This is a genomic window from Streptomyces lateritius (genome assembly GCF_014649715.1).
Classification (GTDB): domain Bacteria; phylum Actinomycetota; class Actinomycetes; order Streptomycetales; family Streptomycetaceae; genus Streptomyces; species Streptomyces lateritius.
On sequence record NZ_BMTO01000006.1, the window covers coordinates 90,728 to 110,464 of the forward strand.

At 70.9% G+C, this 19,737-nt stretch carries 21 protein-coding genes; 10 read left to right on the top strand and 11 right to left on the bottom strand.

What is annotated here, in order from left to right; genetic code table 11:
* Positions 1-23: 23 nt before the first annotated feature.
* Entirely contained in the window at positions 24-398 is a 375-nt protein-coding gene (locus tag IE136_RS13580) for a hypothetical protein (protein ID WP_189600461.1), read from the bottom strand.
* A gap of 26 nt (positions 399-424) precedes the next feature.
* Positions 425-1,012 (bottom strand): dihydrofolate reductase family protein, encoded by a 588-nt coding sequence (locus IE136_RS13585; RefSeq protein ID WP_189600462.1) that lies wholly within the window; start codon positions 1,010-1,012, stop codon positions 425-427.
* A 126-nt stretch (positions 1,013-1,138) separates the two neighbouring features.
* Here IE136_RS13585 and IE136_RS13590 point away from each other — a divergent pair, with 126 nt between their 5' ends.
* Positions 1,139-1,714, top strand: a complete 576-nt coding sequence (locus IE136_RS13590; protein ID WP_158990313.1) for a TetR/AcrR family transcriptional regulator — start codon at positions 1,139-1,141, stop codon at positions 1,712-1,714.
* 77 nt (positions 1,715-1,791) lie between these two features.
* On the opposite strand, the gene IE136_RS13595 is transcribed toward IE136_RS13590, so the two are convergent.
* Both IE136_RS13595 and IE136_RS13600 read right to left on the bottom strand, forming a co-directional pair.
* Positions 1,792-2,835 carry a family 2 encapsulin nanocompartment cargo protein polyprenyl transferase gene (locus IE136_RS13595; RefSeq protein WP_189600589.1) on the bottom strand — a complete coding sequence of 348 codons (1,044 nt, stop codon included), beginning with the start codon at positions 2,833-2,835 and terminating at the stop codon, positions 1,792-1,794.
* A gap of 86 nt (positions 2,836-2,921) precedes the next feature.
* Positions 2,922-4,337, bottom strand: a complete 1,416-nt coding sequence (locus IE136_RS13600) for a family 2B encapsulin nanocompartment shell protein (RefSeq protein WP_158990309.1) — start codon at positions 4,335-4,337, stop codon at positions 2,922-2,924.
* Positions 4,338-4,604: 267 nt separating this feature from the next.
* On the opposite strand from IE136_RS13600, the gene IE136_RS13605 reads away from it, so the two are divergent.
* Both IE136_RS13605 and IE136_RS13610 read left to right on the top strand, forming a co-directional pair.
* Complete coding sequence (locus IE136_RS13605; RefSeq protein ID WP_189600463.1) at positions 4,605-5,195, top strand: N-acetylmuramoyl-L-alanine amidase; 591 nt, start codon at positions 4,605-4,607, stop codon at positions 5,193-5,195.
* 22 nt (positions 5,196-5,217) lie between these two features.
* The gene (locus IE136_RS13610; RefSeq protein WP_158990305.1) at positions 5,218-6,117 is read left to right on the top strand and encodes a 1-aminocyclopropane-1-carboxylate deaminase/D-cysteine desulfhydrase; all 900 of its coding nucleotides are present in this window, start codon (positions 5,218-5,220) and stop codon (positions 6,115-6,117) included.
* A 10-nt stretch (positions 6,118-6,127) separates the two neighbouring features.
* Here the strand turns inward: IE136_RS13610 and IE136_RS13615 are convergent, their stop codons facing one another.
* Positions 6,128-7,726, bottom strand: coding sequence for a Na+/H+ antiporter (locus tag IE136_RS13615; protein WP_158990303.1), 1,599 nt, complete (start codon positions 7,724-7,726; stop codon positions 6,128-6,130).
* Positions 7,727-7,766: 40 nt separating this feature from the next.
* On the opposite strand from IE136_RS13615, the gene IE136_RS13620 reads away from it, so the two are divergent.
* The 3 genes from IE136_RS13620 (at position 7,767) to IE136_RS13630 (ending at position 9,673) form a co-directional block, all read left to right on the top strand.
* Positions 7,767-8,027 carry a UBP-type zinc finger domain-containing protein gene (locus IE136_RS13620; protein ID WP_158990301.1) on the top strand — a complete coding sequence of 87 codons (261 nt, stop codon included), beginning with the start codon at positions 7,767-7,769 and terminating at the stop codon, positions 8,025-8,027.
* Positions 8,028-8,285: 258 nt separating this feature from the next.
* Complete coding sequence (locus tag IE136_RS13625; RefSeq protein WP_019889334.1) at positions 8,286-8,699, top strand: ATP-binding protein; 414 nt, start codon at positions 8,286-8,288, stop codon at positions 8,697-8,699.
* Positions 8,696-9,673: an RNA polymerase sigma factor SigF gene (locus tag IE136_RS13630; RefSeq protein WP_158990299.1), complete on the top strand. Its 978-nt coding sequence runs from the start codon at positions 8,696-8,698 to the stop codon at positions 9,671-9,673. The genes IE136_RS13625 and IE136_RS13630 overlap by 4 nt, the downstream gene beginning before the upstream one ends.
* A 64-nt stretch (positions 9,674-9,737) precedes the next feature.
* Here IE136_RS13630 and IE136_RS13635 read toward each other — a convergent pair whose 3' ends face one another.
* Entirely contained in the window at positions 9,738-10,175 is a 438-nt protein-coding gene (locus IE136_RS13635; protein ID WP_158990297.1) for a hypothetical protein, read from the bottom strand.
* Positions 10,176-10,249: 74 nt separating this feature from the next.
* Here IE136_RS13635 and IE136_RS13640 point away from each other — a divergent pair, with 74 nt between their 5' ends.
* Together IE136_RS13640 and IE136_RS13645 are read left to right on the top strand one after the other, a co-directional pair.
* Positions 10,250-11,218: a diacylglycerol/lipid kinase family protein gene (locus tag IE136_RS13640; RefSeq protein WP_158990295.1), complete on the top strand. Its 969-nt coding sequence runs from the start codon at positions 10,250-10,252 to the stop codon at positions 11,216-11,218.
* A 317-nt stretch (positions 11,219-11,535) separates the two neighbouring features.
* A complete protein-coding gene (locus tag IE136_RS13645; protein ID WP_003953983.1) occupies positions 11,536-11,793 on the top strand; it encodes a WhiB family transcriptional regulator in 258 nt (85 codons plus the stop codon).
* A gap of 150 nt (positions 11,794-11,943) precedes the next feature.
* Here IE136_RS13645 and IE136_RS13650 read toward each other — a convergent pair whose 3' ends face one another.
* Positions 11,944-13,410, bottom strand: coding sequence for a sensor histidine kinase (locus IE136_RS13650; protein ID WP_158994683.1), 1,467 nt, complete (start codon positions 13,408-13,410; stop codon positions 11,944-11,946).
* A 303-nt stretch (positions 13,411-13,713) separates the two neighbouring features.
* The gene (locus tag IE136_RS13655) at positions 13,714-14,385 is read right to left on the bottom strand and encodes a TetR/AcrR family transcriptional regulator (protein ID WP_158990293.1); all 672 of its coding nucleotides are present in this window, start codon (positions 14,383-14,385) and stop codon (positions 13,714-13,716) included.
* Between the two features lie 82 nt (positions 14,386-14,467).
* Between IE136_RS13655 and IE136_RS13660 the strand changes: the two genes are divergently transcribed.
* Positions 14,468-15,232, top strand: coding sequence for an SDR family oxidoreductase (locus tag IE136_RS13660; RefSeq protein WP_189600464.1), 765 nt, complete (start codon positions 14,468-14,470; stop codon positions 15,230-15,232).
* A gap of 157 nt (positions 15,233-15,389) precedes the next feature.
* Positions 15,390-16,175, top strand: a complete 786-nt coding sequence (nagB, locus tag IE136_RS13665) for a glucosamine-6-phosphate deaminase (RefSeq protein WP_189600465.1) — start codon at positions 15,390-15,392, stop codon at positions 16,173-16,175.
* 102 nt (positions 16,176-16,277) lie between these two features.
* On the opposite strand, the gene IE136_RS13670 is transcribed toward nagB, so the two are convergent.
* Genes IE136_RS13670 through IE136_RS13680 form a run of 3 tightly spaced genes read right to left on the bottom strand, consistent with a single transcriptional unit; the run spans position 16,278 to position 19,669 of the window.
* The gene (locus tag IE136_RS13670) at positions 16,278-17,792 is read right to left on the bottom strand and encodes a glycoside hydrolase family 3 protein (protein ID WP_189600466.1); all 1,515 of its coding nucleotides are present in this window, start codon (positions 17,790-17,792) and stop codon (positions 16,278-16,280) included.
* Between the two features lie 9 nt (positions 17,793-17,801).
* Positions 17,802-18,665, bottom strand: coding sequence for a carbohydrate ABC transporter permease (locus tag IE136_RS13675; RefSeq protein ID WP_158990285.1), 864 nt, complete (start codon positions 18,663-18,665; stop codon positions 17,802-17,804).
* The gene (locus IE136_RS13680) at positions 18,662-19,669 is read right to left on the bottom strand and encodes a carbohydrate ABC transporter permease (RefSeq protein WP_158990283.1); all 1,008 of its coding nucleotides are present in this window, start codon (positions 19,667-19,669) and stop codon (positions 18,662-18,664) included. Before IE136_RS13680 ends, IE136_RS13675 begins: the two co-directional genes overlap by 4 nt.
* Positions 19,670-19,737: the final 68 nt, after the last annotated feature.

Here is a 19,737-nt window from a genome sequence, read left to right on the forward strand (position 1 = left end):
GACCGGCACCTCCGCGCGGCCGGTCACCCTGAGGCCGGACTTCTCCCGGTCTCGCCGTTCTTGCCGGTCACATGCGCGGTAGTGGCATCCGCACCCCCGGGCCCGCCGCCCTCCGGGGGCCCGGCGCCCTGCGTGGGCCCGGCGGCCGTCGAGACCTCCGGCTCCCCGACGCCCTCGGTGTCCCCGGCCGCCTCGGCGCCCACCGGGAGCGAGCCGTCGGCCTTCCTCCCGAAGAGTGCGCACCCGGGGTTGGCGCACGGCCGTGCCTCCCAGTACGGCACCCAGGCCCCCATGACCTTGTGCCGTCTGATGGCCGTACCCACGGGCCGGCCACAGGCCAAGCAGACCGGCTCGGCCTGCGGATCGTGGCCGGTGTGACGTCCTTGGCTGCTGCCCATACCTCAAGGGTAGAGCGGCCCCCTGGTCACCGCTTCCTGATGTACGTACGGACGAGGACGCCGTTGTCGAAGGTGCGGACCGCCCCCAGCTCGAAGTCGCGGGGTTCGAAGTCGGCACCGAACATCGGCATGCCGGAGCCGTACACCTGCGGGTACGTCTTGATGATCAGCTCGTCGATCTCGTCGATGAGCTCACCGGCGATCGTGGAACCGCCGCAGAGCCAGATGCCCAGCGGACCGTCCTCAGCCTTGAGCTCGCGGACCCGGCCGACCAGATCGTCGGCGATCAGCTCGACGTTCGGGTCGGGCGACTCGGTCAGCGAGCGGGTCGCGACCAGTTCGCGCAGATGGCTGTACGGGCTGGTGACACCGACGTCCAGGCCGATCCTGTACGAGTTCAGGCCCTGGATCACGGTGTCGAAGTGCTGGTTCTCGGCGTCGGGGTCGAGCCCGACGACCGGCCGCCCGGGGGCCGCGATGGTCTCCGGGTACTCGGTCTTCAGGTACTCCAGGTACTCCCCTGCCACGTACCGGTACGTGGACGTGGCGTCGCCCTTCGGGTCGCCGATGAACCCGTCGATGGTGCAGGCGATGAAATAGGTGAGCTTGCGCAAACCGGTCCTCTTCTTCTCCAGGGTGCGGCTGCGATCGCAACCACGACGGTTATAGTGCTTCACCTGTAGTGGTTACGCAAGGCCTATTTTCGAGAAGATCCCGAAAGACGACGGAAGGAGCCCAGGATGGCGAGGAACCCGGAACGCCGGACGGCGCTGCTCGACGCCGCGATCGAGGTGCTCGCGGACGAAGGCGCCCGCGGGCTGACCTTCCGAGCCGTCGACGCGCGGGCGAGGGTCCCCACGGGCACCTCGTCCAACTACTTCGCCGACCGCGACCAGCTGCTCTCCCAGGTCGCGGACCAGATCTTCGTACGGCTGACCCCCGAAGAGGGGTCCCTGGAGACCGCCCTGCGGCCCGAGCCCAGCCGGGAGCTGGTCGTCGAGCTGATGCGGTGGCTCGCCCGCCGGATGGCGGCTGAGCGCACCTGCTATCTGGGGCTCTTCGAACTCCGCCTGGAGGCCGCGCGCCGCCCGGAGCTGCGCACGCAGCTCACCAAGGTGCTGCGCGCCGACCTCGACGAGAACATCCGCCTGCACCTCGCCTCCGGGATGCCGGGTGACGCGGACACGGTCCGACTGCTCTACTTCGCCCTCACCGGCCTGCTGCTGGACCACTTCACCGTCCCCGGCCTCCACGACGAGCGCGCACTCGACACCCTCATCGAGACCGTGGTCACCCGGATCGTGCCCGAGGCATGACCTCCCGCCGGCCGGACGCATCGGGCTGAGCGGACGCGGGCTCAGCGGGAGTCCGTGTCCCAGCGCGCGTCCGTGTCTCAGCGGGTGCGCCGGGTGACGAACTCCGCGAGGGCCAGCAGGTCCCCCGCCGCCGTCAGGTCCGGGACCGCGTGGGAGAGCCGCTGGACGGCCCGGGCCATCCGGTCGGCCGCCTCGGTCTGCGCCCAGTCCCGGCCGCCCGCCCGCTCGACCGCGTCCGCCGCCGCCCGTACCGCCGGGGCGTCGAGTCCCGTACGGGCGTACAGCGCCGCCAGCTCCTCCCCCGCCTCGGTCCCCGAGGCGAGCGCCGCCACCACCGGCAGCGACTTCTTGTGGGCGACGAGATCAGCGCCGGACGGCTTGCCCGTGCGCTCCGGATCGCCCCAGATCCCGATCAGGTCGTCGATGAGCTGGAACGCGAGCCCGGCCTCCCGGCCGAACGCGTCCATCGCCGCGACCTCCTCCTCGCCCGCGCCCGCGTACAGCGCGCCCACGGCGCAGGCGCACCCCAGCAGCGCGCCCGTCTTGGCGGTGGCCATCGCCAGGCACTCGTCCAGCGAGACCTCGTGCGGCCCGCGCTGCTCGAACGCGCAGTCCGCCTGCTGGCCGGCGCAGAGTTCGATGACGCACGCGGCGAGCCGGGCGGAGGCGGCGGCCGAGGCCGGGTGGCCGTCCTCCGCGAGCAGCCTGAGGGCGAGTGCCAGCATCGCGTCGCCCGCGATCAGCGCGTCCGGGATGCCGAAAACCGTCCATGCCGTGGGCCGGTGACGGCGGGTCGGGTCCTCGTCGACGATGTCGTCGTGCAGCAGGGTGAAGTTGTGCGCCAGCTCCACCGCGGCGGCGGCCCGGACCGCCGGGGCGGGATCACCGCCGAGCGCGCGGGTGGCGGCGAGCACGAGCGCGGGCCGGATCGCCTTGCCCGCCTGCCCCGCGGCCGGGGAGCCGTCGGCGTGCTCCCAGCCGAAGTGGTACATCGCCACTCGCCGTATGGAGCCCGGCAACGACTCGACGGTGGACCGCAGTTGGGGATGGACGGCGGTCCGCGTCTGGTCCAGGAGCGCCACGGCGCTTCGGCTGTCGGCAGCGGCATCCGCACGGGTCATGGTCACGGTCTTCCCTCCTTCTCGGGCTCGGCGTGGGGAGGGTGGGCGCGGGGGGGGGGCTGACCCCCGCCGTGGCTCACCGGGGGTCAGTGCCAGCGGCTGACCTCCACGTTCTCGAGGACACCGAGGGCGTCCGGGACGAGCACCGCCGCCGAGTAGTAGGCCGTGACGAGGTAGGAGATGATCGCCTGCTCGTCGATGCCCATGAAGCGGACGGACAGGCTGGGCTCGATCTCGTCCGGGATCCCGGTCTGGTGCAGGCCGATCACGCCCTGGTCGGACTCGCCCGTACGCATGCAGATGATCGAGGTGGTCCGGGCGTCCGAGATCGGGATCTTGTTGCAGGGGTAGATCGGTACGCCGCGCCAGGTGGGGATCCGGTTGCCGTTGATCTCGATGGACTCGGGGACCAGGCCGCGCCGGTTGCACTCGCGCCCGAAGGCGGCGATGGCGCGCGGGTGGGCGAGGAACATCTTGGAGCCCCGGCGGCGGGAGAGGAGCTCGTCCATGTCGTCCGGGCTGGGCACGCCGTCGTGGGGCTGGAGCCGCTGCCCGTAGTCGCAGTTGGAGAGGAGGCCGAACTCCCGGTTGTTGATCAGCTCGTGTTCCTGGCGCTCGCGCAGCGCCTCGACCGTGAGCCGCAGCTGCTGCTCGGTCTGGTTCATCGGCTGGTTGTAGAGGTCGGCCACCCGGCTGTGGACCTTCAGCACGGTCTGCGCGACGGACAGTTCGTACTCGCGCGGCGAGGCGTCGTAGTCCACGTACGTGTGCGGGACGACCGCTTCGCCGACATGGCCGGCGGAGAGGTCGATAGCGGCCTCGCCGTACCTGTTGGTGCGCTGGTGCGGCAGTGCGGCGAAGCCCGCGAGGTGGGCGCCGAGCGAGGTCGCACGCTCGGCGAGGTTCCGCACGTCGTCGCGGGTGAGTTCGAGGACCGTGCAGGTGGTGGCCGCCCGGGCGGTCCACTCCCAGGTGGCGTCCGCGTGGGTCAGCGAACTGTCGCCGAAGTACGAGCCGTCGGCGAGGACGCCGAGGATCGCCTCGTCGCCGTAGGGCCCCTCGCCGATCTGCTCGACCTTTCCGTGGGCGAGCAGGTGGACGCGGTCGGTGGGCTCGCCGGCGGTGGCGATGATCTCTCCGGCCGCGTACTGCCGCTGAACGCAGCGCGATGCCAGCTCGTTGAGGGCCTCCTCGTCGTCGTAGCCTCGCAGGGCGGGGAGTTCGCCGAGTTCCGCGGGGATGACCGCGACCCGCTCACCGGTCTGGACGAAGGTGACGCGGCCGTCACCCACGGAGTAGCTGAGCCTCCGGTTCACCCGGTACGTACCGCCCTGCACCTGCACCCACGGCAGCATCCGCAGCAGCCACCGGGAGGTGATCTCCTGCATCTGCGGGGCCGACTTGGTGGTGGTCGCGAGGTTCCGCGCGGCGGCGGTACCGAGACTCTGCTGCGGGCCTGCCTGTTCCGCGCGGACCTCGTCGCCAACCGAACCAACGGACATGGAACTCCCTCTCGATATGACTGAGCTGCGAGAGAAAGCCTTTCAGCACGGAGAGTGCGCGCGCCATTACACAAACGGGTGGGAGTGGATCACCGTCGGCTGGGCATGTCACTCGGTTTCCACTCGAACAGCTCAGCCACATCGGCCCCTCTGGCGCAATGTCCGGATCGGCTCGCACACGGCCCGAACGGATAGCCGTGGAGCGGCCCCCTCCGGTACTCCGGACACGAGCGTTCCTCCCGTTCCGCTTGTCCGAAGGAGTCGGCCATGGCCTCCCCCATGCCCGCGAGCAGGTTCCTCGCCGCACTGCGCGGCGAGGGCCTCTCGGTCGTCGAGGTCGGCGACTGGCGTAGGCACAACCGCAACCACAAGGGCCCCTGGGGCCCCGTCCACGGCGTGATGATCCATCACACCGTCACCCGGGGCACCGCCAACACCGTCCGTATCTGCCGCGACGGCCACGCGTCGCTGCCCGGCCCGCTCTGTCACGGCGTGATCGCCAAGGACGGCACCGTCCACGTGGTCGGCTACGGCCGCGCGAACCACGCGGGGTCCGGCGACGACGACGTGCTTCGGGCGGTCATCGCCGAGCAGCACCTCCCACCTGACAACGAGGCCACCACCGACGGCAACCGTCACTTCTACGGCTTCGAGTGCGAGAACCTCGGCGACGGCAAGGACCCGTGGCCGAAGGTCCAGCTGGAGGCCATCGCGAAGGCCGCGGCGGCGGTCTGCCGGGTGCACGGCTGGACCCAGCGCTCGGTGATCGGGCACCGGGAGTGGCAGCCGGGGAAGGTGGATCCGCGCGGCTTCACGATGGCCTCGATGCGGGAGCGGATCGCGGAGCGGCTGCGGTAGGCCCCTGGGAGAGAATGGCCGGGTGAACGCGTTCGACCTCGCCCTTTCCCGCCTGCGGCCCCGGCTCCCGTCCCCCCTGGAGCCGGTCGAGGACGAACGTCTCACCCGGCACGGCCTGCGGCTGCTGCTCAAGCGCGACGATCTGATCCACCCGGAGCTGCCGGGCAACAAGTGGCGCAAGCTGGCGCTGAATCTGCGCGCGGCGGACGGCCGCCCGGTGCTCACCTTCGGCGGCGCGTACTCGCACCATCTGCGCGCGACGGCCGCCGCCGGCCGGCTGCTCGGCTTCGACACGATCGGAGTCGTGCGGGGGGACGAACTGGCCGGCCGGCCGCTGAACCCCTCGCTGGCGGGGTGCGCGGCGGACGGGATGCGGCTGGTGTTCGTGGACCGGGCCACCTACCGGGCGAAGAACGACCCCGAGGTGCTGGCCCGGTTGCTCGCGCGGTCCCCCGCGGGGACGTACGTGGTGCCCGAGGGCGGCAGCAACGCACTCGCCGTCCAGGGGTGTGTGGAGCTGGGCCGCGAGCTGTCCGGCGCCGCGGACGTGGTCGCCGTCGCCTGCGGTACGGGCGGCACCCTCGCGGGCCTGGCGGCCGGTCTGGACGCCGGGCAGAGGGCACTGGGCGTCCCGGTCCTCAAGGGCGGCTTCCTGGGCGCGGAGATCCGGGCCCTGCAGACGGCGGCCTTCGGCGGTCCGCGGGGCGCCTGGTCCCTGGACGATCGCTTCCACTGCGGTGGCTACGCCCGTACGACGCCCGCCCTGGAGGCGTTCGCCCAGGACTTCGAGGCGCGGCATGAACTCGCCATCGAGCGACTGTATGTCGCCAAAATGCTCTACGGACTCGTCGCCCTGGCCGAGGAGGGCGCCTTCGCTCCGGGGACCCGGATCGCGGCCGTGACAACCGGCCCCCGGTCCTGACGGCGGCGGCTCAGGCGGTCCCCTCGCGGTAGGCCGCCGCCTCCTCCAGGTCCAGGCGGCGCAGCAGGGTGCGCATCATCTCGTCGTCGATCCGGCGCTCGTCGCGGAGCCGGACGAAGACCTCCCGCTCGGCGTCGATCATCTCCCGCGCGAGCCGCCGGTAGGTGTCGTCGGCCGTCTCGCCCGTGACCTCGTTGACGGCACCGAGCCGCTCCCACACCGCGTTGCGGCGCCGCTCGAGAACCGTGCGGAGCCGGTCGGCCAGCGGCTGGGGCAGGGTGTTGCGCTCGTCGGCGAGAAGCGCCTCCAGGCGTTCCTCCGCGGCCCTGGAGGCCTCGCTCTGGGCCTGCGCCTCGGCGAGGGTCTCCCCGTGCGCGTCGCGGCCGGGGAGCTTCAGCCGCCGGATCAGCGGCGGCAGGGTGAGGCCCTGCACCACCAGGGTCCCGATCACGGTCGTGAAGGTGAGGAAGAGCACGAGGTTGCGCGCGGGGAACTCGACGCCGCCGGTGGCCACCGGGATCGAGAAGGCGATCGCGAGGGAGACCACGCCCCGCATGCCGGCCCAGCCGACGACGACCGGAGCCTTCCAGTCCACGCCCGGTTCGCGTCGCCGGATGCGTTCCGACATCCGGCGGGGCAGGAAGGTGGCCGGGAAGACCCAGACGAACCGGACGACGACCACGGCCACGAAGACCCCCACCGCGTACCAGACCGCCTCGCCGATCCCGTACCGGCCGAGGCCCTCGACGACGTACGGCAGCTGCAGTCCGATGAGGGCGAAGACGGAGGACTCCAGGATGAAGGCGACCATCTTCCAGACGGCCTCCTCCTGGAGGCGGGTGGCGAAGTCCACCTGCCAGTTGCGGTGGCCGAGGAAGAGGCCGACGACGACCACCGCGAGGACGCCGGAGGCGCCGACCTCCTCGGCGGCCGCGTAGGCGATGAAGGGGATCAGCAGGGAGAGGGTGTTCTGGAGCAGGGCCTGGCCGTCCAGGCGGCAGCGCAGCCAGTGGATGGGCACCATGAGCACGAGTCCGACGCCGATTCCGCCGACCGCCGCGAGGGCGAACTCGCCGATCCCGCCCGCCCAGCTGACGCCCGCCCCGACCGCAGCGGCGAGCGCGACCTTGTAGGCGGTGATCGCGGTGGCGTCGTTCACCAGGGACTCGCCCTGGAGGATGGTGGTGATGCGGTTCGGCAGCCCGAGCTTGCGGGCGATCGCGGTCGCCGCGACGGCGTCCGGCGGCGCGACCACCGCGCCGAGCACGAGCGCGGCGGTCAGCGGCAGGTCCGGGACGAGGACGTACGCGAGCCAGCCGACCGCCACTGTGGCGAACAGGACGTAGCCGACGGAGAGCAGGGCGACCGGCCGGATGTTGGCCCGCAGGTCGAGGTACGAGGACTCCACCGCGGCCGTGTGGAGGAGCGGCGGGAGGATCAGCGGCAGCACGATGTGCGGATCGAGCGTGTAGTCGGGGACGCCCGGGACGTAGGAGGCGGCGAGTCCGGCCCCCACCAGGAGCAGCGGCGCGGGTACCGGGGTTCTTCGAGCGATCCCCGCGACCGCGGCGCTCGCCGCGACCAGCCCCACCAGCTGCAGTGCGTCCATGCCCGGTCCCCGTCTCGCTCCACCACGTAACCTGGCCATCATGAGCGAGTGCCCCCACGTTGCCGAAATGCCGCGCCCCGAACCGGCGCCGCTGACCGACACCTGTCCGGAGTGCCTGTCCGACGGCACCCACCCCGTCCAGCTGCGGCTCTGCCTGAGCTGTGGGCACGTGGGGTGCTGCGACTCGTCGTCGGGACGGCACGCCACGGGGCACTTCTCGACCACGGGGCACCCGGTGATGCGGACCTTCGAGCCGGGGGAACGCTGGCGCTGGTGCTTCGTGGACGGTTCGATCGTCTGAGGTCTGGGTACGTCACACCCCCGCGGTCAATGGGCCGCCGACCGTTGCCGATTTGGGCCCCGCAGACCCCTAGCCACTGTGCGTACCCATGGACTTACCATGAGTGACAGCGGGGTGGGCCCCGTCCGGGGCCCACGGCGACACGGCGGCATGGATCGCGATAGCGTCACGGCGGATTGCGCAACCGACTGCGTACCGCCCGGTTCGGGGGCTTTCTCCCCGGGCCCCGAATGAGCTTGTGCCACCTTGGAGGTGAGGGTGTCCCAGATCGCAGGCGAGCCCGGGACCCAGGACTTCGTGGAAGTCCGGCTGCCCGCTGCGGGTGCCTACCTGTCCGTGCTGCGTACGGCCACGGCCGGCCTCGCGGCGCGCTTGGACTTCACCCTCGACGAGATCGAGGACTTGCGGATCGCGGTCGACGAGGCCTGCGCGATCCTGCTCCAGCAGGCCGTACCGGGGTCCGTCCTCAGTTGTGTCTTCCGCCTGGTCGACGACTCGCTCGACGTGACGGTCTCGGCCCCGACGACGGACGGCCGGGCCCCGGAGCGGGACACCTTCGCGTGGACCGTCCTCTCGGCGCTGGCCGGAAAGGTCGAGTCCTCCGTGGCGGACGACCGCACGGTCTCCATCAGCCTGTACAAACAGCGCGGCGCGGGGCCAGGCCCGGCGTGAGGAGCGGGGACGCGACGGCCGGCATCCCTGAGCAGCAGGCGCGGCCGCATCCGGAGGTCGAGGTCGAGGTCGCTACGGAGCAGGCGGTCCAGATGAGCGAGCACGAGCAACACAACGATGTCCCCGAGGTCTCCGGGACAGCCGAAGGCCATGAGGGTCCCGGGACCTCAGGGACGCCCGAGGCCCCGGAGGTGTCCGAGCCGCAGGAGGCTCCGGATCCGCACGACCGGAGTGGGGCACGGGCGCTCTTCATCGAGCTGCGCAAGTTGCCCGAGGGCTCCCCGGAGAAGGCGGAGCTGCGCAATCGGCTGGTACGGATGCACCTGCCGCTGGTCGAGCACCTGGCCCGGCGCTTCCGCAACCGAGGCGAGCCGCTCGACGACCTGACGCAGGTCGCGACGATCGGCCTGATCAAGTCGGTGGACCGGTTCGACCCGGAGCGGGGCGTCGAGTTCTCGACGTACGCGACCCCGACGGTCGTCGGCGAGATCAAGCGCCACTTCCGGGACAAGGGGTGGGCGGTCAGGGTGCCGCGCCGACTGCAGGAGCTGCGGCTCTCGCTGACAACGGCGACGGCCGAGCTCTCCCAGCAGCACGGCCGCTCCCCCACGGTGCACGAGCTGGCGGAGCGCCTGGGCATCTCGGAGGAGGAGGTCCTGGAGGGTCTGGAGTCGGCGAACGCCTACTCGACGCTTTCCCTGGACGTCCCGGACACGGACGACGAGTCCCCGGCGGTCGCGGACACGCTGGGCGCGGAGGACGAGGCCCTGGAGGGCGTCGAGTACCGCGAGTCGCTCAAGCCGCTCCTGGAGGACCTGCCGCCCCGGGAGAAGCGGATCCTGCTGCTTCGCTTCTTCGGCAACATGACGCAGTCGCAGATCGCACAGGAGGTCGGCATCTCCCAGATGCACGTCTCCCGCCTGCTGGCCCGCACGCTGGCCCAGCTCCGGGAGAAGCTCCTCGTCGAGGAGTAGAACAGGGGTCGGGGAGGGGCGGAGCGGGGAGAGGCCCCCGGCCTCGTCTCCCGCTACGGTGCCGCTACGCCTCGCCGCGACGGCCGATGCCCAGGGCCTCGGTCGTCGCCGGGTTCACCAGGAGCACCAGGCCGGTCACGGCGAGGGCCGCGAGCGCGATGCCCGCCGGGATCAGTCCGCTGTTCGCCTGGAGCAGCTGCCAGGCGACCGGCAGGGCCAGGATCTGGGTGATGATCGCCGGGCCGCGGCTCCATCCCTTGCGGCGCAGCAGTCCGCGCGCCGCCGCGCCGGGGATCAGTCCGAGGGCGACCAGCGTCGCCCCGGCGGTGACGGCCTGGGTCAGGTCGTCCGGCTTGCCGGTGATTCCGGTCACGAGGACGTACAGGCCTCCGACCAGCAGCGCCAGCGCCTCGATCCCGGCGACCGCGGCCGCCGCGGTCAGTCGGGCCGGGCGGGAGGTCTCCTCGGCGGGCTGTTCAGCGGTCTGTTCCGTACTGCTCATACCTGGCAGGGTAGCGGGGTGCGGCGGACCCACCCCTCTGGGCCCGGTACCCCCGGGTAGGTACGCTGGCGGCCATGCGCGCACTTCTCGTGGTCAATCCGGCAGCAACCACCACCAGTGCCCGCACGCGTGACGTCCTCATCCACGCGCTCGCGAGCGAGATGAAGCTGGAGGCCGTCACCACCGAGTACCGCGGTCACGCCCGTGACCTCGGCCGGCGGGCGGCCGAGTCGAAGGACGTCGAGCTGGTCGTCGCCCTCGGCGGGGACGGCACCGTCAACGAGGTGGTCAACGGGCTCCTTCACGACGGCCCGGACCCCGAGCGGCTGCCCGGCCTCGCGGTCGTCCCCGGCGGCTCCACGAACGTCTTCGCCCGCGCGCTCGGACTGCCGAACGACGCGGTGGAGGCGACCGGGGCACTCCTTGACGCCCTGCGAGAGCGCCGTGCACGCACCGTGAGCCTCGGCCTGGCGTCGGGGACCCCCGGCACCGAGGACGAGTCGGTGCCGGCTCGCTGGTTCACGTTCTGCGCGGGGTTCGGCTTCGACGCCGGTGTCATCGGGCGGGTCGAACAGCAGAGGGAACGCGGGAAGAGATCCACGCACGCCCTCTACCTCCGTCAGGTGTTCCGACAGTTCCTCGAGGAACCGCACCGGCGGCGCGGGACGATCACCCTGGAGCGCCCCGGCGCGGACCCGGTCGAGGACCTGGTCCTGTCGATAATCTGCAACACCTCTCCCTGGACCTACCTGGGCAATCGCCCGGTGTACGCGTCCCCGGAGGCGTCCTTCGAGACCGCTCTGGACGTCCTCGGACTGAGCCGGCTCTCGACCGCCGCGGTGGCCCGGTACGCCACCCAACTGCTGACCTCGACCCCCGACCGGGGCCCCCGGGGCAAGCACGCGGCCTCTCTGCACGATCTGACGGACTTCACCTTGCATTCGAAGGTTCCCCTCCCTTTGCAGATGGACGGAGACCACCTCGGACTGCGTACGAGCGTGACGTTCACAGGCGTACGCCGTGCACTGCGTGTGATTGTGTGAGTGGAAGGGCCGAAAGTCCTTTCACTCGAACGTTTAGGCTGGCATCCACCCCTTAGAAGTACGGCTGTGACCTAGCCGACACCGAGGAATCAAAAAAAACTTTCCTGAAGGGGTTGTATCCGCCGCCGAGGTTTGCGAATCTCTTCATGGCGATCGGGACGGCCCGCAAGACCGGCCTCCACTGAGAGCCAGAACCCCTCCTCAGTCCAAGGACCACACCAGTTCATCTGGCAGTCGGCCCTTCCCTTGCGGGGGGATTCGTGAAAGCGTTCACATTCACAAGCAACCCGCACGTAATACCAAGAGAGGTAGCAGCCATGGACTGGCGTCACAACGCCGTTTGTCGTGAGGAAGACCCCGAGCTGTTCTTCCCCATCGGCAACACCGGTCCTGCGCTGCTGCAGATCGAGGAAGCCAAGGCCGTCTGCCGCCGCTGCCCCGTCATGGAGCAGTGCCTGCAGTGGGCGCTCGAGTCCGGCCAGGACTCCGGCGTCTGGGGTGGCCTCAGCGAGGACGAGCGCCGTGCCATGAAGCGCCGCGCCGCTCGCAACCGGGCGCGCAACGCCAGCGCCTGAACACCCTGACAAGCCTGAGGCAAGCGGCGCGTACATAGCGTGCGCAATCACCGCCCCCCGAGCCGCAGCGCGCAGCAGTAACCCACAGCATTCGAGCCCCGGACCGATCGTCTTCGGTCCGGGGCTCGCTGCTGTGTACGGCCCGGTCGACTACTTCTGGGGCTGTACGGGGATGTCGAGGACGACCTTGGTACCGCGTCCTGCGCCCGGCAGCATGTCGAAGCTGCCGCCCAACTCGCCCTCCACCAGTGTCCGCACGATCTGCAGACCCAGGTTCCCGGCGCGCTGCGGATCGAAGCCCTCGGGCAGGCCGCGGCCGTCGTCCTGGACCGTGATCAGCAGACGGGCGTCGACCCGGGGCTCGCCGCGGACGGCCGTGACCTCGACCGTTCCCTGCTCACCCGGCGCGAAGGCGTGCTCCAGCGCGTTCTGGAGGATTTCGGTGAGGACCATCGACAGCGGGGTGGCGACCTCGGCGTCGAGGATGCCGAAGCGGCCGTTGCGCCGGCAGCCGACCTTGCCGGGCGAGATCTCGGCGACCATCGCGATCACCCGGTCGGCGATCTCGTCGAACTCGACCCTTTCATCCAGGTTCTGAGACAGCGTCTCATGGACGATCGCGATGGAACCGACCCTGCGCACCGCCTCGTTGAGGGCCTCGCGACCCCGGTCGGAGTCCATCCGGCGGGCCTGCAGGCGCAGCAGCGCGGCCACCGTCTGGAGGTTGTTCTTCACCCGGTGGTGGATCTCCCGGATGGTGGCGTCCTTGGTGATCAACTCACGCTCGCGGCGGCGCAGTTCGGTGACGTCGCGGAGCAGGACGAGTGAACCGATGCGGGTGCCCTTGGGCTTGAGCGGAATCGCGCGCAGCTGGATCACACCGCCGTTGCCCTCGACCTCCGCCTCGCGGGGCGCGTAACCGGAGGCCAGTTTGACCAGAGCCTCGTCGACCGGGCCGCGGGAGGGCGCGAGTTCGGCGGTGATCTGGCCGAGGTGCTGGCCCACGAGGTCGGCGGCGAGGCCGAGCCGGTGGTACGCGGAGAGGGCATTGGGCGAGGCGTACTGGACGATGCCGTCGGCGTCGAGGCGGATCAGGCCGTCGCCGGCGCGCGGCGAGGAGTCCATGTCGACCACCTCGCCGGGGAAGGGGAAGGCACCGGCGGCGATCATCTGGGCGAGGTCGGAGGCGGACTGGAGGTAGGTGAGCTCCAGCCGGCTCGGGGTGCGCACCGTCAGCAGGTTGGTGTTGCGGGCGATGACGCCGAGGACACGGCCCTCCCTGCGGACCGGGATGGACTCGACCCGTACCGGAACCTCCTCGCGCCATTCGGGGTCGCCCTCGCGCACGATCCGGCCCTCGTCGAGGGCGGCGTCGAGGAGCGGGCGGCGGCCGCGCGGGACCAGGTGGCCGACCATGTCGTCCTGGTAGGAGGTCGGGCCGGTGTTGGGTCGCATCTGGGCGACGGAGACGTAGCGAGTGCCGTCCAGGGTGGGGACCCACAGGACGAGGTCCGCGAAGGAGAGGTCGGAGAGCAGTTGCCACTCCGAGACCAGCAGGTGGAGCCACTCGAGGTCGGACTCACTCAGAGCGGTGTGCTGGCGTACGAGGTCGTTCATGGAGGGCACAGGTGCGAGCGTACCCGCGGAATCGGAGGCCGCTGAACCTGGATCTCAGGGCGTTCGTGTTGGAGGATGGACCGGGAAGCACCCCGCTCCCATGGATGGACTTACCGAATGGTCTAGTCCACAATGGCCGAGCAGCATCCCATCATGACCTCCGCCCTCCCCGCACAGGAGGGTGGACGAGGTACCCGGCGCTCTCTGCCCTGACTGCGCCGAGACCTCCCACAACGGCCGAGGGACCGCACACCCCCGGCCGGGCAACTCCGGGCTGCGGTGCCGGACGGGTTGAGGGTCCCGTCAGGCGCCGCGGCCCGCGGGTGTTTCCCGGGCCTTTCCCGCTTCCGGCGCCTTTCCGGTGGCCGCCACCGGCACCCCCGCCTGCGGCCAGGCCAGCATCGCGATCTCCGCCACCGCCTCCAGCTCCGTCCGCGTCGCCCCGTCGCGCGCCTGCTGGGACATGCCCTGCAGCACCGCGCCGCAGAAGCGGGCCAGCGCGCCGGCGTCGGTGCCGGCGGGCAGCTCCCCCGCTTCGGCACCCGCGCGGATCCGCGCCTCGAAGGACGCCAGGTTGCGGTTGCGGCGCTCGCGCAGGGCTTCCTCCACCTCCGGCGTGGAGCAGTTGACCGCGGCGGAGATCATCAGGCAGCCACGGGGGTGGGACGGATCGGTGAAGACGTCCGCCGCCTCCCTGAGCAGCCGGCCCAGCGCGCCGCGCGCGGTCGGCTCCTCCGCGAAGGCCCGGCCGCCGTACGCGCCGTACGAGCCGGCGTACGCCTCCACGACCTCCTCGAACAGGGTGCGCTTGTCGCCGAAGGCCGCGTACAGGCTCGGGGCGCTGATGCCCATGGCGCGGGTGAGGTCGGAGACGGACGTCGTTTCGTACCCGTGCTCCCAGAACGCCATCGTGGCCTGCTCCAGCGCCGTCAGGCGGTCGAAGGAGCGCGGCCGGCCACGCTGTCTTGTCGTCATGACGCCAATTCTATAGCGGGCGCTACGCAAAGTGGTACGGTTCTTTCTGTAACGACCACTAGGGAAGTGAGGGGGGCTCGTCATGGGCGCGCTCGAGGGGAAGCTCAAGGGGAAGACGGCGCTGGTCACGGGCGGCAGCCGGGGCATCGGACGAGGGATCGCCGAGCGGCTCGGGCGGGACGGGGCGCGGGTCGCGGTGCACTACGGAAGCAACGAGGCGGCGGCGAAGGAGACGGTCACGGCGATCGAGGCCGCGGGCGGCGAGGCGTTCGCGATCGGGCAGGAGCTGGGCGTGCCGGGAGACGCGGCGGCGCTGTGGGAGGCGTTCGACGCCCGGGCCGACGGCCTGGACATCCTGGTCAACAACGCGGGGATAGGGGCCTCGCGGCCGTTCGCGACGATCGAGGAGGCGGAGTACGACCGGCTCTTCGCGGTCAACACCAAGGCGCCGTTCTTCCTGGCGCGGCTCGGTGCCGAACGACTGCGGGACGGGGGCCGGATCGTCAATGTCTCCACGGGCCTGAGCCGGGCGGCGATGATGCCGGACACGATCGCGTACGCGATGTCGAAGGGCGCCCTGGACGTGTTCACGCGCTATCTGTCCAAGGTGCTCGGCGAGCGGGGCATCACGGTCAACGCCGTGGCGCCCGGGATCGTGGACACGGACATCAACGCGAGCTGGCTGCGCGGGAACGAGGAGGCGTGGGCCGGGGCGGCGGCGATGTCGGCCCTCGGAAAGGTCGGCACGCCGGCGGAGATCGCGGACGTGGTGGCCTTCCTGGCCTCGCACGACGGGCGCTGGGTGACGGGCCAGTGGATCGACGCCACGGGAGGCTCCCTCGCCTGATGCCGAGTGGCTCGTGGGGTGGTGGCGGCCGAGGATGGAAGGGTCCGGGTCCGGGTCCGGCTCACGGACGGACCCGAGCGCGAGCCCTTTCCTCTGCTAGATTTCGCTATGATTGGTCTATACCACACAGGCCCCTCACACGATCGGCAGGCACAGCGTGGAAGTTGTCATCGTCCCGGACGCCACGGCAGGCGGCGCGCTCATCGCCGACGGCATCGCGGGCCTCCTGCGCCGCAAGCCCGACGCGCTGCTCGGCGTGGCCACCGGCTCGACTCCGCTGCCCATCTACGAGGCCCTGATCGCGCAGGTCGAGGCCGGTGCCGTGGACGCCTCGCGGGCGCGGATCGCACAGCTGGACGAGTACGTCGGGCTGCCCGCCGGGCACCCGGAGTCGTACCGCTCCACCGTCCTGCGCCAGGTCGTCGAGCCGCTCGGGCTCTCCCCGGAGGCCTTCATGGGCCCCGACGGTTCGGCCGAGGACGTCCAGGCGGCCTGCGAGGCCTACGACCGGGCCCTGCGAGACGCCGGCGGCGTGGACCTGCAGATCCTGGGCATCGGGACCGACGGGCACATCGGCTTCAACGAGCCCTGCTCCTCGCTCGCCTCCCGGACCCGGATCAAGACGCTCACCGAACAGACCCGGGTCGACAACGCCCGCTTCTTCGACGACGACATCGAGCAGGTGCCGCACCACGTCATCACCCAGGGCATCGGCACCATCCTGGAGGCCCGGCACCTGGTCCTCCTCGCCACCGGCGAGGGCAAGGCCGACGCCGTGGCCCAGACCGTCGAAGGCCCGGTCGCCGCGCTCGTCCCGGCCTCCGCGCTGCAGCTGCACCCGCACGCCACGGTCGTGGTGGACGGGGCCGCCGCCTCCAAGCTGAAGCTGGCGGACTACTTCCGCCACACGTTCGCGAACAAGCCCGCTTGGCAGGGCATCTGAAAAGAGTCCACAAGACACCCCCTGGGCAGGCGTCGGCGATCGGCGGTACGTGGAGGGGCCCGGCACCTGTTCAGGTGTCGGGCCCCTCCTTCCGTATCGCTGTCAGACGCCGGCGATGACCTCCGCCGCTGCCCGGCCGCAGACCCGCGCCGCGCCGTGCGTGGCGATGTGCAGGGCGCCACGGGGCTCCGAGCCGTTCAGGCCCATCTCGACCACCACGGTGTCCGGGCGGGCCGCGAGCAGGGCGTCCAGGGCCTCGGCCATCCACGGGTGCCGGTGGGCGTCCCGTACGACCGCCACGATCCGGCGCTCCCCCGCGGCGGCGAGCACCGCGGCCACCGAGGAGGTGTCGTACGAGCCCGTCGTGGTGCCCGGCAGCAGCCGCTCCAGCTCCGCCGCGACGCCCCACGGCGTCTCGTCACCGACCGCGAAGTTGGCGACCGGGGTGAAGGCGGCGACATAGGGAGGGCCGGTGATCGGCGTGTGACGCTCCCTCGCCGTCACCGTCAGCGCCCGGCGGGCCGCCACGAGCCCGATCTCGGTGCCGGGCGCGGTCCCCTCCTGCACTGCCGCGCCCGGCCCCGATACAGCCCCCCTGACCCGGTGCGCCTGGGTCCAGGACGCCAGGGCGCGCACGCGCGCCGCGGCGTCGGCCAGCCGCTCCTCGGGCAGTTCACCGGTCCGTACCGCGTCGACCAGCGCGTCGCGCAGGCGCAGTACGGTGCCCTCGTCGGCCAGCCCGCCGCCGACGCAGATGGCGTCGGCGCCCGCGGCGATCGCGAGGACGGATCCGCGCTCGATGCCGTACGTCGACGCGATGGCCCGCATCTCCATGCCATCGGTGACGATCAGCCCCTCGAAGCCCAGCTCCTGGCGGAGCAGACCGGTGAGGATCTGCGGGCTCAGGGTGGCCGGACGATCGGGGTCGAGCGCGGAGAGCAGAATATGCGCGCTCATGACCGCTTTGGTACCGGCGGCGATCGCGGCGCGGAAAGGTACCAGCTCACGGGCGTGCAGTGTGGCGAGGTCCACATCGATCCGGGGCAGCGCGTGGTGCGAATCCACGTTGGTGTCGCCGTGTCCGGGGAAGTGCTTGGTGCAGGCGGCGACGCCGACGGCCTGGAGGCCCTCGACGTACGCCACGGTGTGCCGGGCGACCAGTTCCGGGTCGGCGCCGAAGGACCGGACGCCGATGACGGGGTTCTCGGCGTTGGAGTTCACGTCCGCTGAGGGCGCCCAGTTGAGGTCGACCCCGCACTCGGCGAGACGGCGGCCGAGCTCCCGGGCGACGGCCCTGGTGAGGTCCACGTCGTCGACCGAGCCGAGCGCGTAGTTGCCGGGGAACGACGAGCCGTGCCGGACCTCCAGTCGCGTGACGTCCCCGCCCTCCTCGTCGATGGCGACCAGGACGTCGTCCCCCTCGGCCCGCAGCCGCGCGGTGAGCGCGGCGAGCTGTTCGGGCGAGGCGATGTTCCGGCCGAAGAGGCCGACGGAGGAGAGACCCTCACCGATCCGGCGCAGGAGCCAGTCGGGGGCGGTCGTGCCGGTGAAGCCGGGCTGGAGGACCGTGAGCGCGTCACGGGTCAGGGTCCGTGATCCACGTACAAGAGTCGTCATGGGGCTGCGTTATCCCTTCACCGCGCCGGCGGTGAGACCCGCCGCCATCTTGCGCTGGACAAGGAGGAAGAGGATCACGATGGGGACGGCCATCATGGTGGAGCCGGCCATCATCGGGGCGTACTCGGTGCCGTTCTTGGTGATGAAGTTGGAGAGCCAGACGGTGGCCGTCTGGTTCTGCTGGCTCATCAGCATCAGCGCGTAGAGGTACTCGTTCCACGCCTGGATGAAGGCGTAGACGGACGTGGCGACCATGCCCGGGGCGAGCAGCGGGAAGACGACCCGGACGAAGGCGCCGGTGCGGGTGCAGCCGTCGACCATGGCCGCCTCCTCCAGCTCCTTCGGGATGTTGACGATGAAGCCGCGGAGCGTCCAGACCGTGAAGGGCAGGACGAAGGTCAGGTACGTGATGACCAGGCCACTGAGCCTGTCGTACTGACCGAGGTCGTTGAGGAGCAGGAAGACCGGGATGATCATCGCGACGAGCGGGACCATCTGGACGGCGAGGATGCCGACGATCACGATCTTGCGGCCGCGGAAGGCGAAGCGGGAGATGGCGAGCGCCGCCAGCATGCCGACGACGATGCCGATGACGACCACGACGCCGGAGACGACGAAGCTGCGCAGGACGGGACCCCAGAAGTCCGCGATCTCCAGGGCCCGCTTGAAGTTCTCCAGCGTGAAGGTGGAGGGGAAGAAGTGCGGGTCCGGGTCGATGGCGTCCTTGGCCGGCTTGAAGGCCGTGTTCACCATCCAGTAGACCGGGAAGCCGGCCGTGACGAAGACGAGCAGTCCCAGCAGGTTCCAGCCGAGCCTGGACTTGCGCGGCCGGGTGACTGCGGGCGGCGTGGTCTGCGCGGTCGCGGTGCTCACTCCACATCTCCGATCTTGAGCATCTGGCGCATGTAGACGGCGACGACGCCGAGCAGCAGGAGGACCGTGACGAGCGCGATCGCCGAGCCGGTGCCGTAGTCGTTGACGACGAACGCCCGGTCGAAGGAGTACGTGGTCAGGAGCTGGAACTCGGCCTCGGGATGGCCGTTGCGCATCACGTACACCTGCGGGAACACGCCCATGTCCCAGATCACCGAGAGCGTGGTCAGCATGACGATGATGGGCTTGAGGATCGGCAGGGTGACGAAGCGGAAGACGCCCCAGGCTCCGGCGCCGTCGAGGCGGGCGGCCTCTTCGAGCTCCTTGGGCACCTGGGTGAGACCGGCGCTGAGGGTGATCACGACGAAGGGGACGGCGCCCCAGACGACGAGCAGCATGATCACGGCGAGGCCCTGGGGGCCGCTGGCGAACCAGTTGTGGCCGATCATGTCGACGCCGGGGAGCCTGCTCAGCAGCCAGTTGAGCACGCCGTAGTCGGCGTCGAAGAGCCACTTGAAGATGGCGGTGGCCACGATGATGGGCATGCCCCAGCTCGCCACGAGCACGATGTTGACGAGGGCCTTGACCCAGCCGGAGACCTTCTGGAGCAGCAGGGCGATCATCATTCCGAGGACCATGGTGAGGATCACCGCCCCCGCCGTGAAGAGGACGGTGCGCAGGACGACGGTCCAGAACTCGGTGTCCCCGAGGATCTTCGAGAAGTTCTCGAAGCCGGCCGACTCGGCCTCCTGGAAGCCCCACAGCTGCGGCTGGCCGAACTTCTGGAAGGAGAGTGTGACCAGGCGCACCAGCGGATAGCCGAGCACGAGGAGCAGGACGAGCAGGCAGGGCGCGAGCAACAGCCAGGGGATTCCGCCCCCGCCTCGGCCGGCTGTCGTGGACGGCTTCTCCCCTGGCTTCCCGGGGGTACCGGCTCCGGGGCCGGATGGTGGCGATTGCCGCACCGGCGGCACCTTCGCGGTGGTTGTGTCTGCGGCACTCATCCCGTGCTCCTCAGCGATCCCTCTCGTGCATACGGGCGGCAGGGCCCCGTCGTCGCGCGTGACGGGGC

Coding starts and splice junctions, on each gene's coding strand:
- IE136_RS13580 (WP_189600461.1), bottom strand. CDS start 398: ATGGGCAGCAGCCAAGGACGTCACACCGGCCACGATCCGCAGGCCGAG.
- IE136_RS13590 (WP_158990313.1), top strand. CDS start 1,139: ATGGCGAGGAACCCGGAACGCCGGACGGCGCTGCTCGACGCCGCGATC.
- IE136_RS13595 (WP_189600589.1), bottom strand. CDS start 2,835: ATGACCCGTGCGGATGCCGCTGCCGACAGCCGAAGCGCCGTGGCGCTC.
- IE136_RS13600 (WP_158990309.1), bottom strand. CDS start 4,337: ATGTCCGTTGGTTCGGTTGGCGACGAGGTCCGCGCGGAACAGGCAGGC.
- IE136_RS13605 (WP_189600463.1), top strand. CDS start 4,605: ATGGCCTCCCCCATGCCCGCGAGCAGGTTCCTCGCCGCACTGCGCGGC.
- IE136_RS13615 (WP_158990303.1), bottom strand. CDS start 7,726: ATGGACGCACTGCAGCTGGTGGGGCTGGTCGCGGCGAGCGCCGCGGTC.
- IE136_RS13620 (WP_158990301.1), top strand. CDS start 7,767: ATGAGCGAGTGCCCCCACGTTGCCGAAATGCCGCGCCCCGAACCGGCG.
- IE136_RS13635 (WP_158990297.1), bottom strand. CDS start 10,175: ATGAGCAGTACGGAACAGACCGCTGAACAGCCCGCCGAGGAGACCTCC.
- IE136_RS13640 (WP_158990295.1), top strand. CDS start 10,250: ATGCGCGCACTTCTCGTGGTCAATCCGGCAGCAACCACCACCAGTGCC.
- IE136_RS13645 (WP_003953983.1), top strand. CDS start 11,536: ATGGACTGGCGTCACAACGCCGTTTGTCGTGAGGAAGACCCCGAGCTG.
- IE136_RS13650 (WP_158994683.1), bottom strand. CDS start 13,410: ATGAACGACCTCGTACGCCAGCACACCGCTCTGAGTGAGTCCGACCTC.
- IE136_RS13655 (WP_158990293.1), bottom strand. CDS start 14,385: ATGACGACAAGACAGCGTGGCCGGCCGCGCTCCTTCGACCGCCTGACG.
- IE136_RS13660 (WP_189600464.1), top strand. CDS start 14,468: ATGGGCGCGCTCGAGGGGAAGCTCAAGGGGAAGACGGCGCTGGTCACG.
- IE136_RS13670 (WP_189600466.1), bottom strand. CDS start 17,792: ATGACGACTCTTGTACGTGGATCACGGACCCTGACCCGTGACGCGCTC.
- IE136_RS13680 (WP_158990283.1), bottom strand. CDS start 19,669: ATGAGTGCCGCAGACACAACCACCGCGAAGGTGCCGCCGGTGCGGCAA.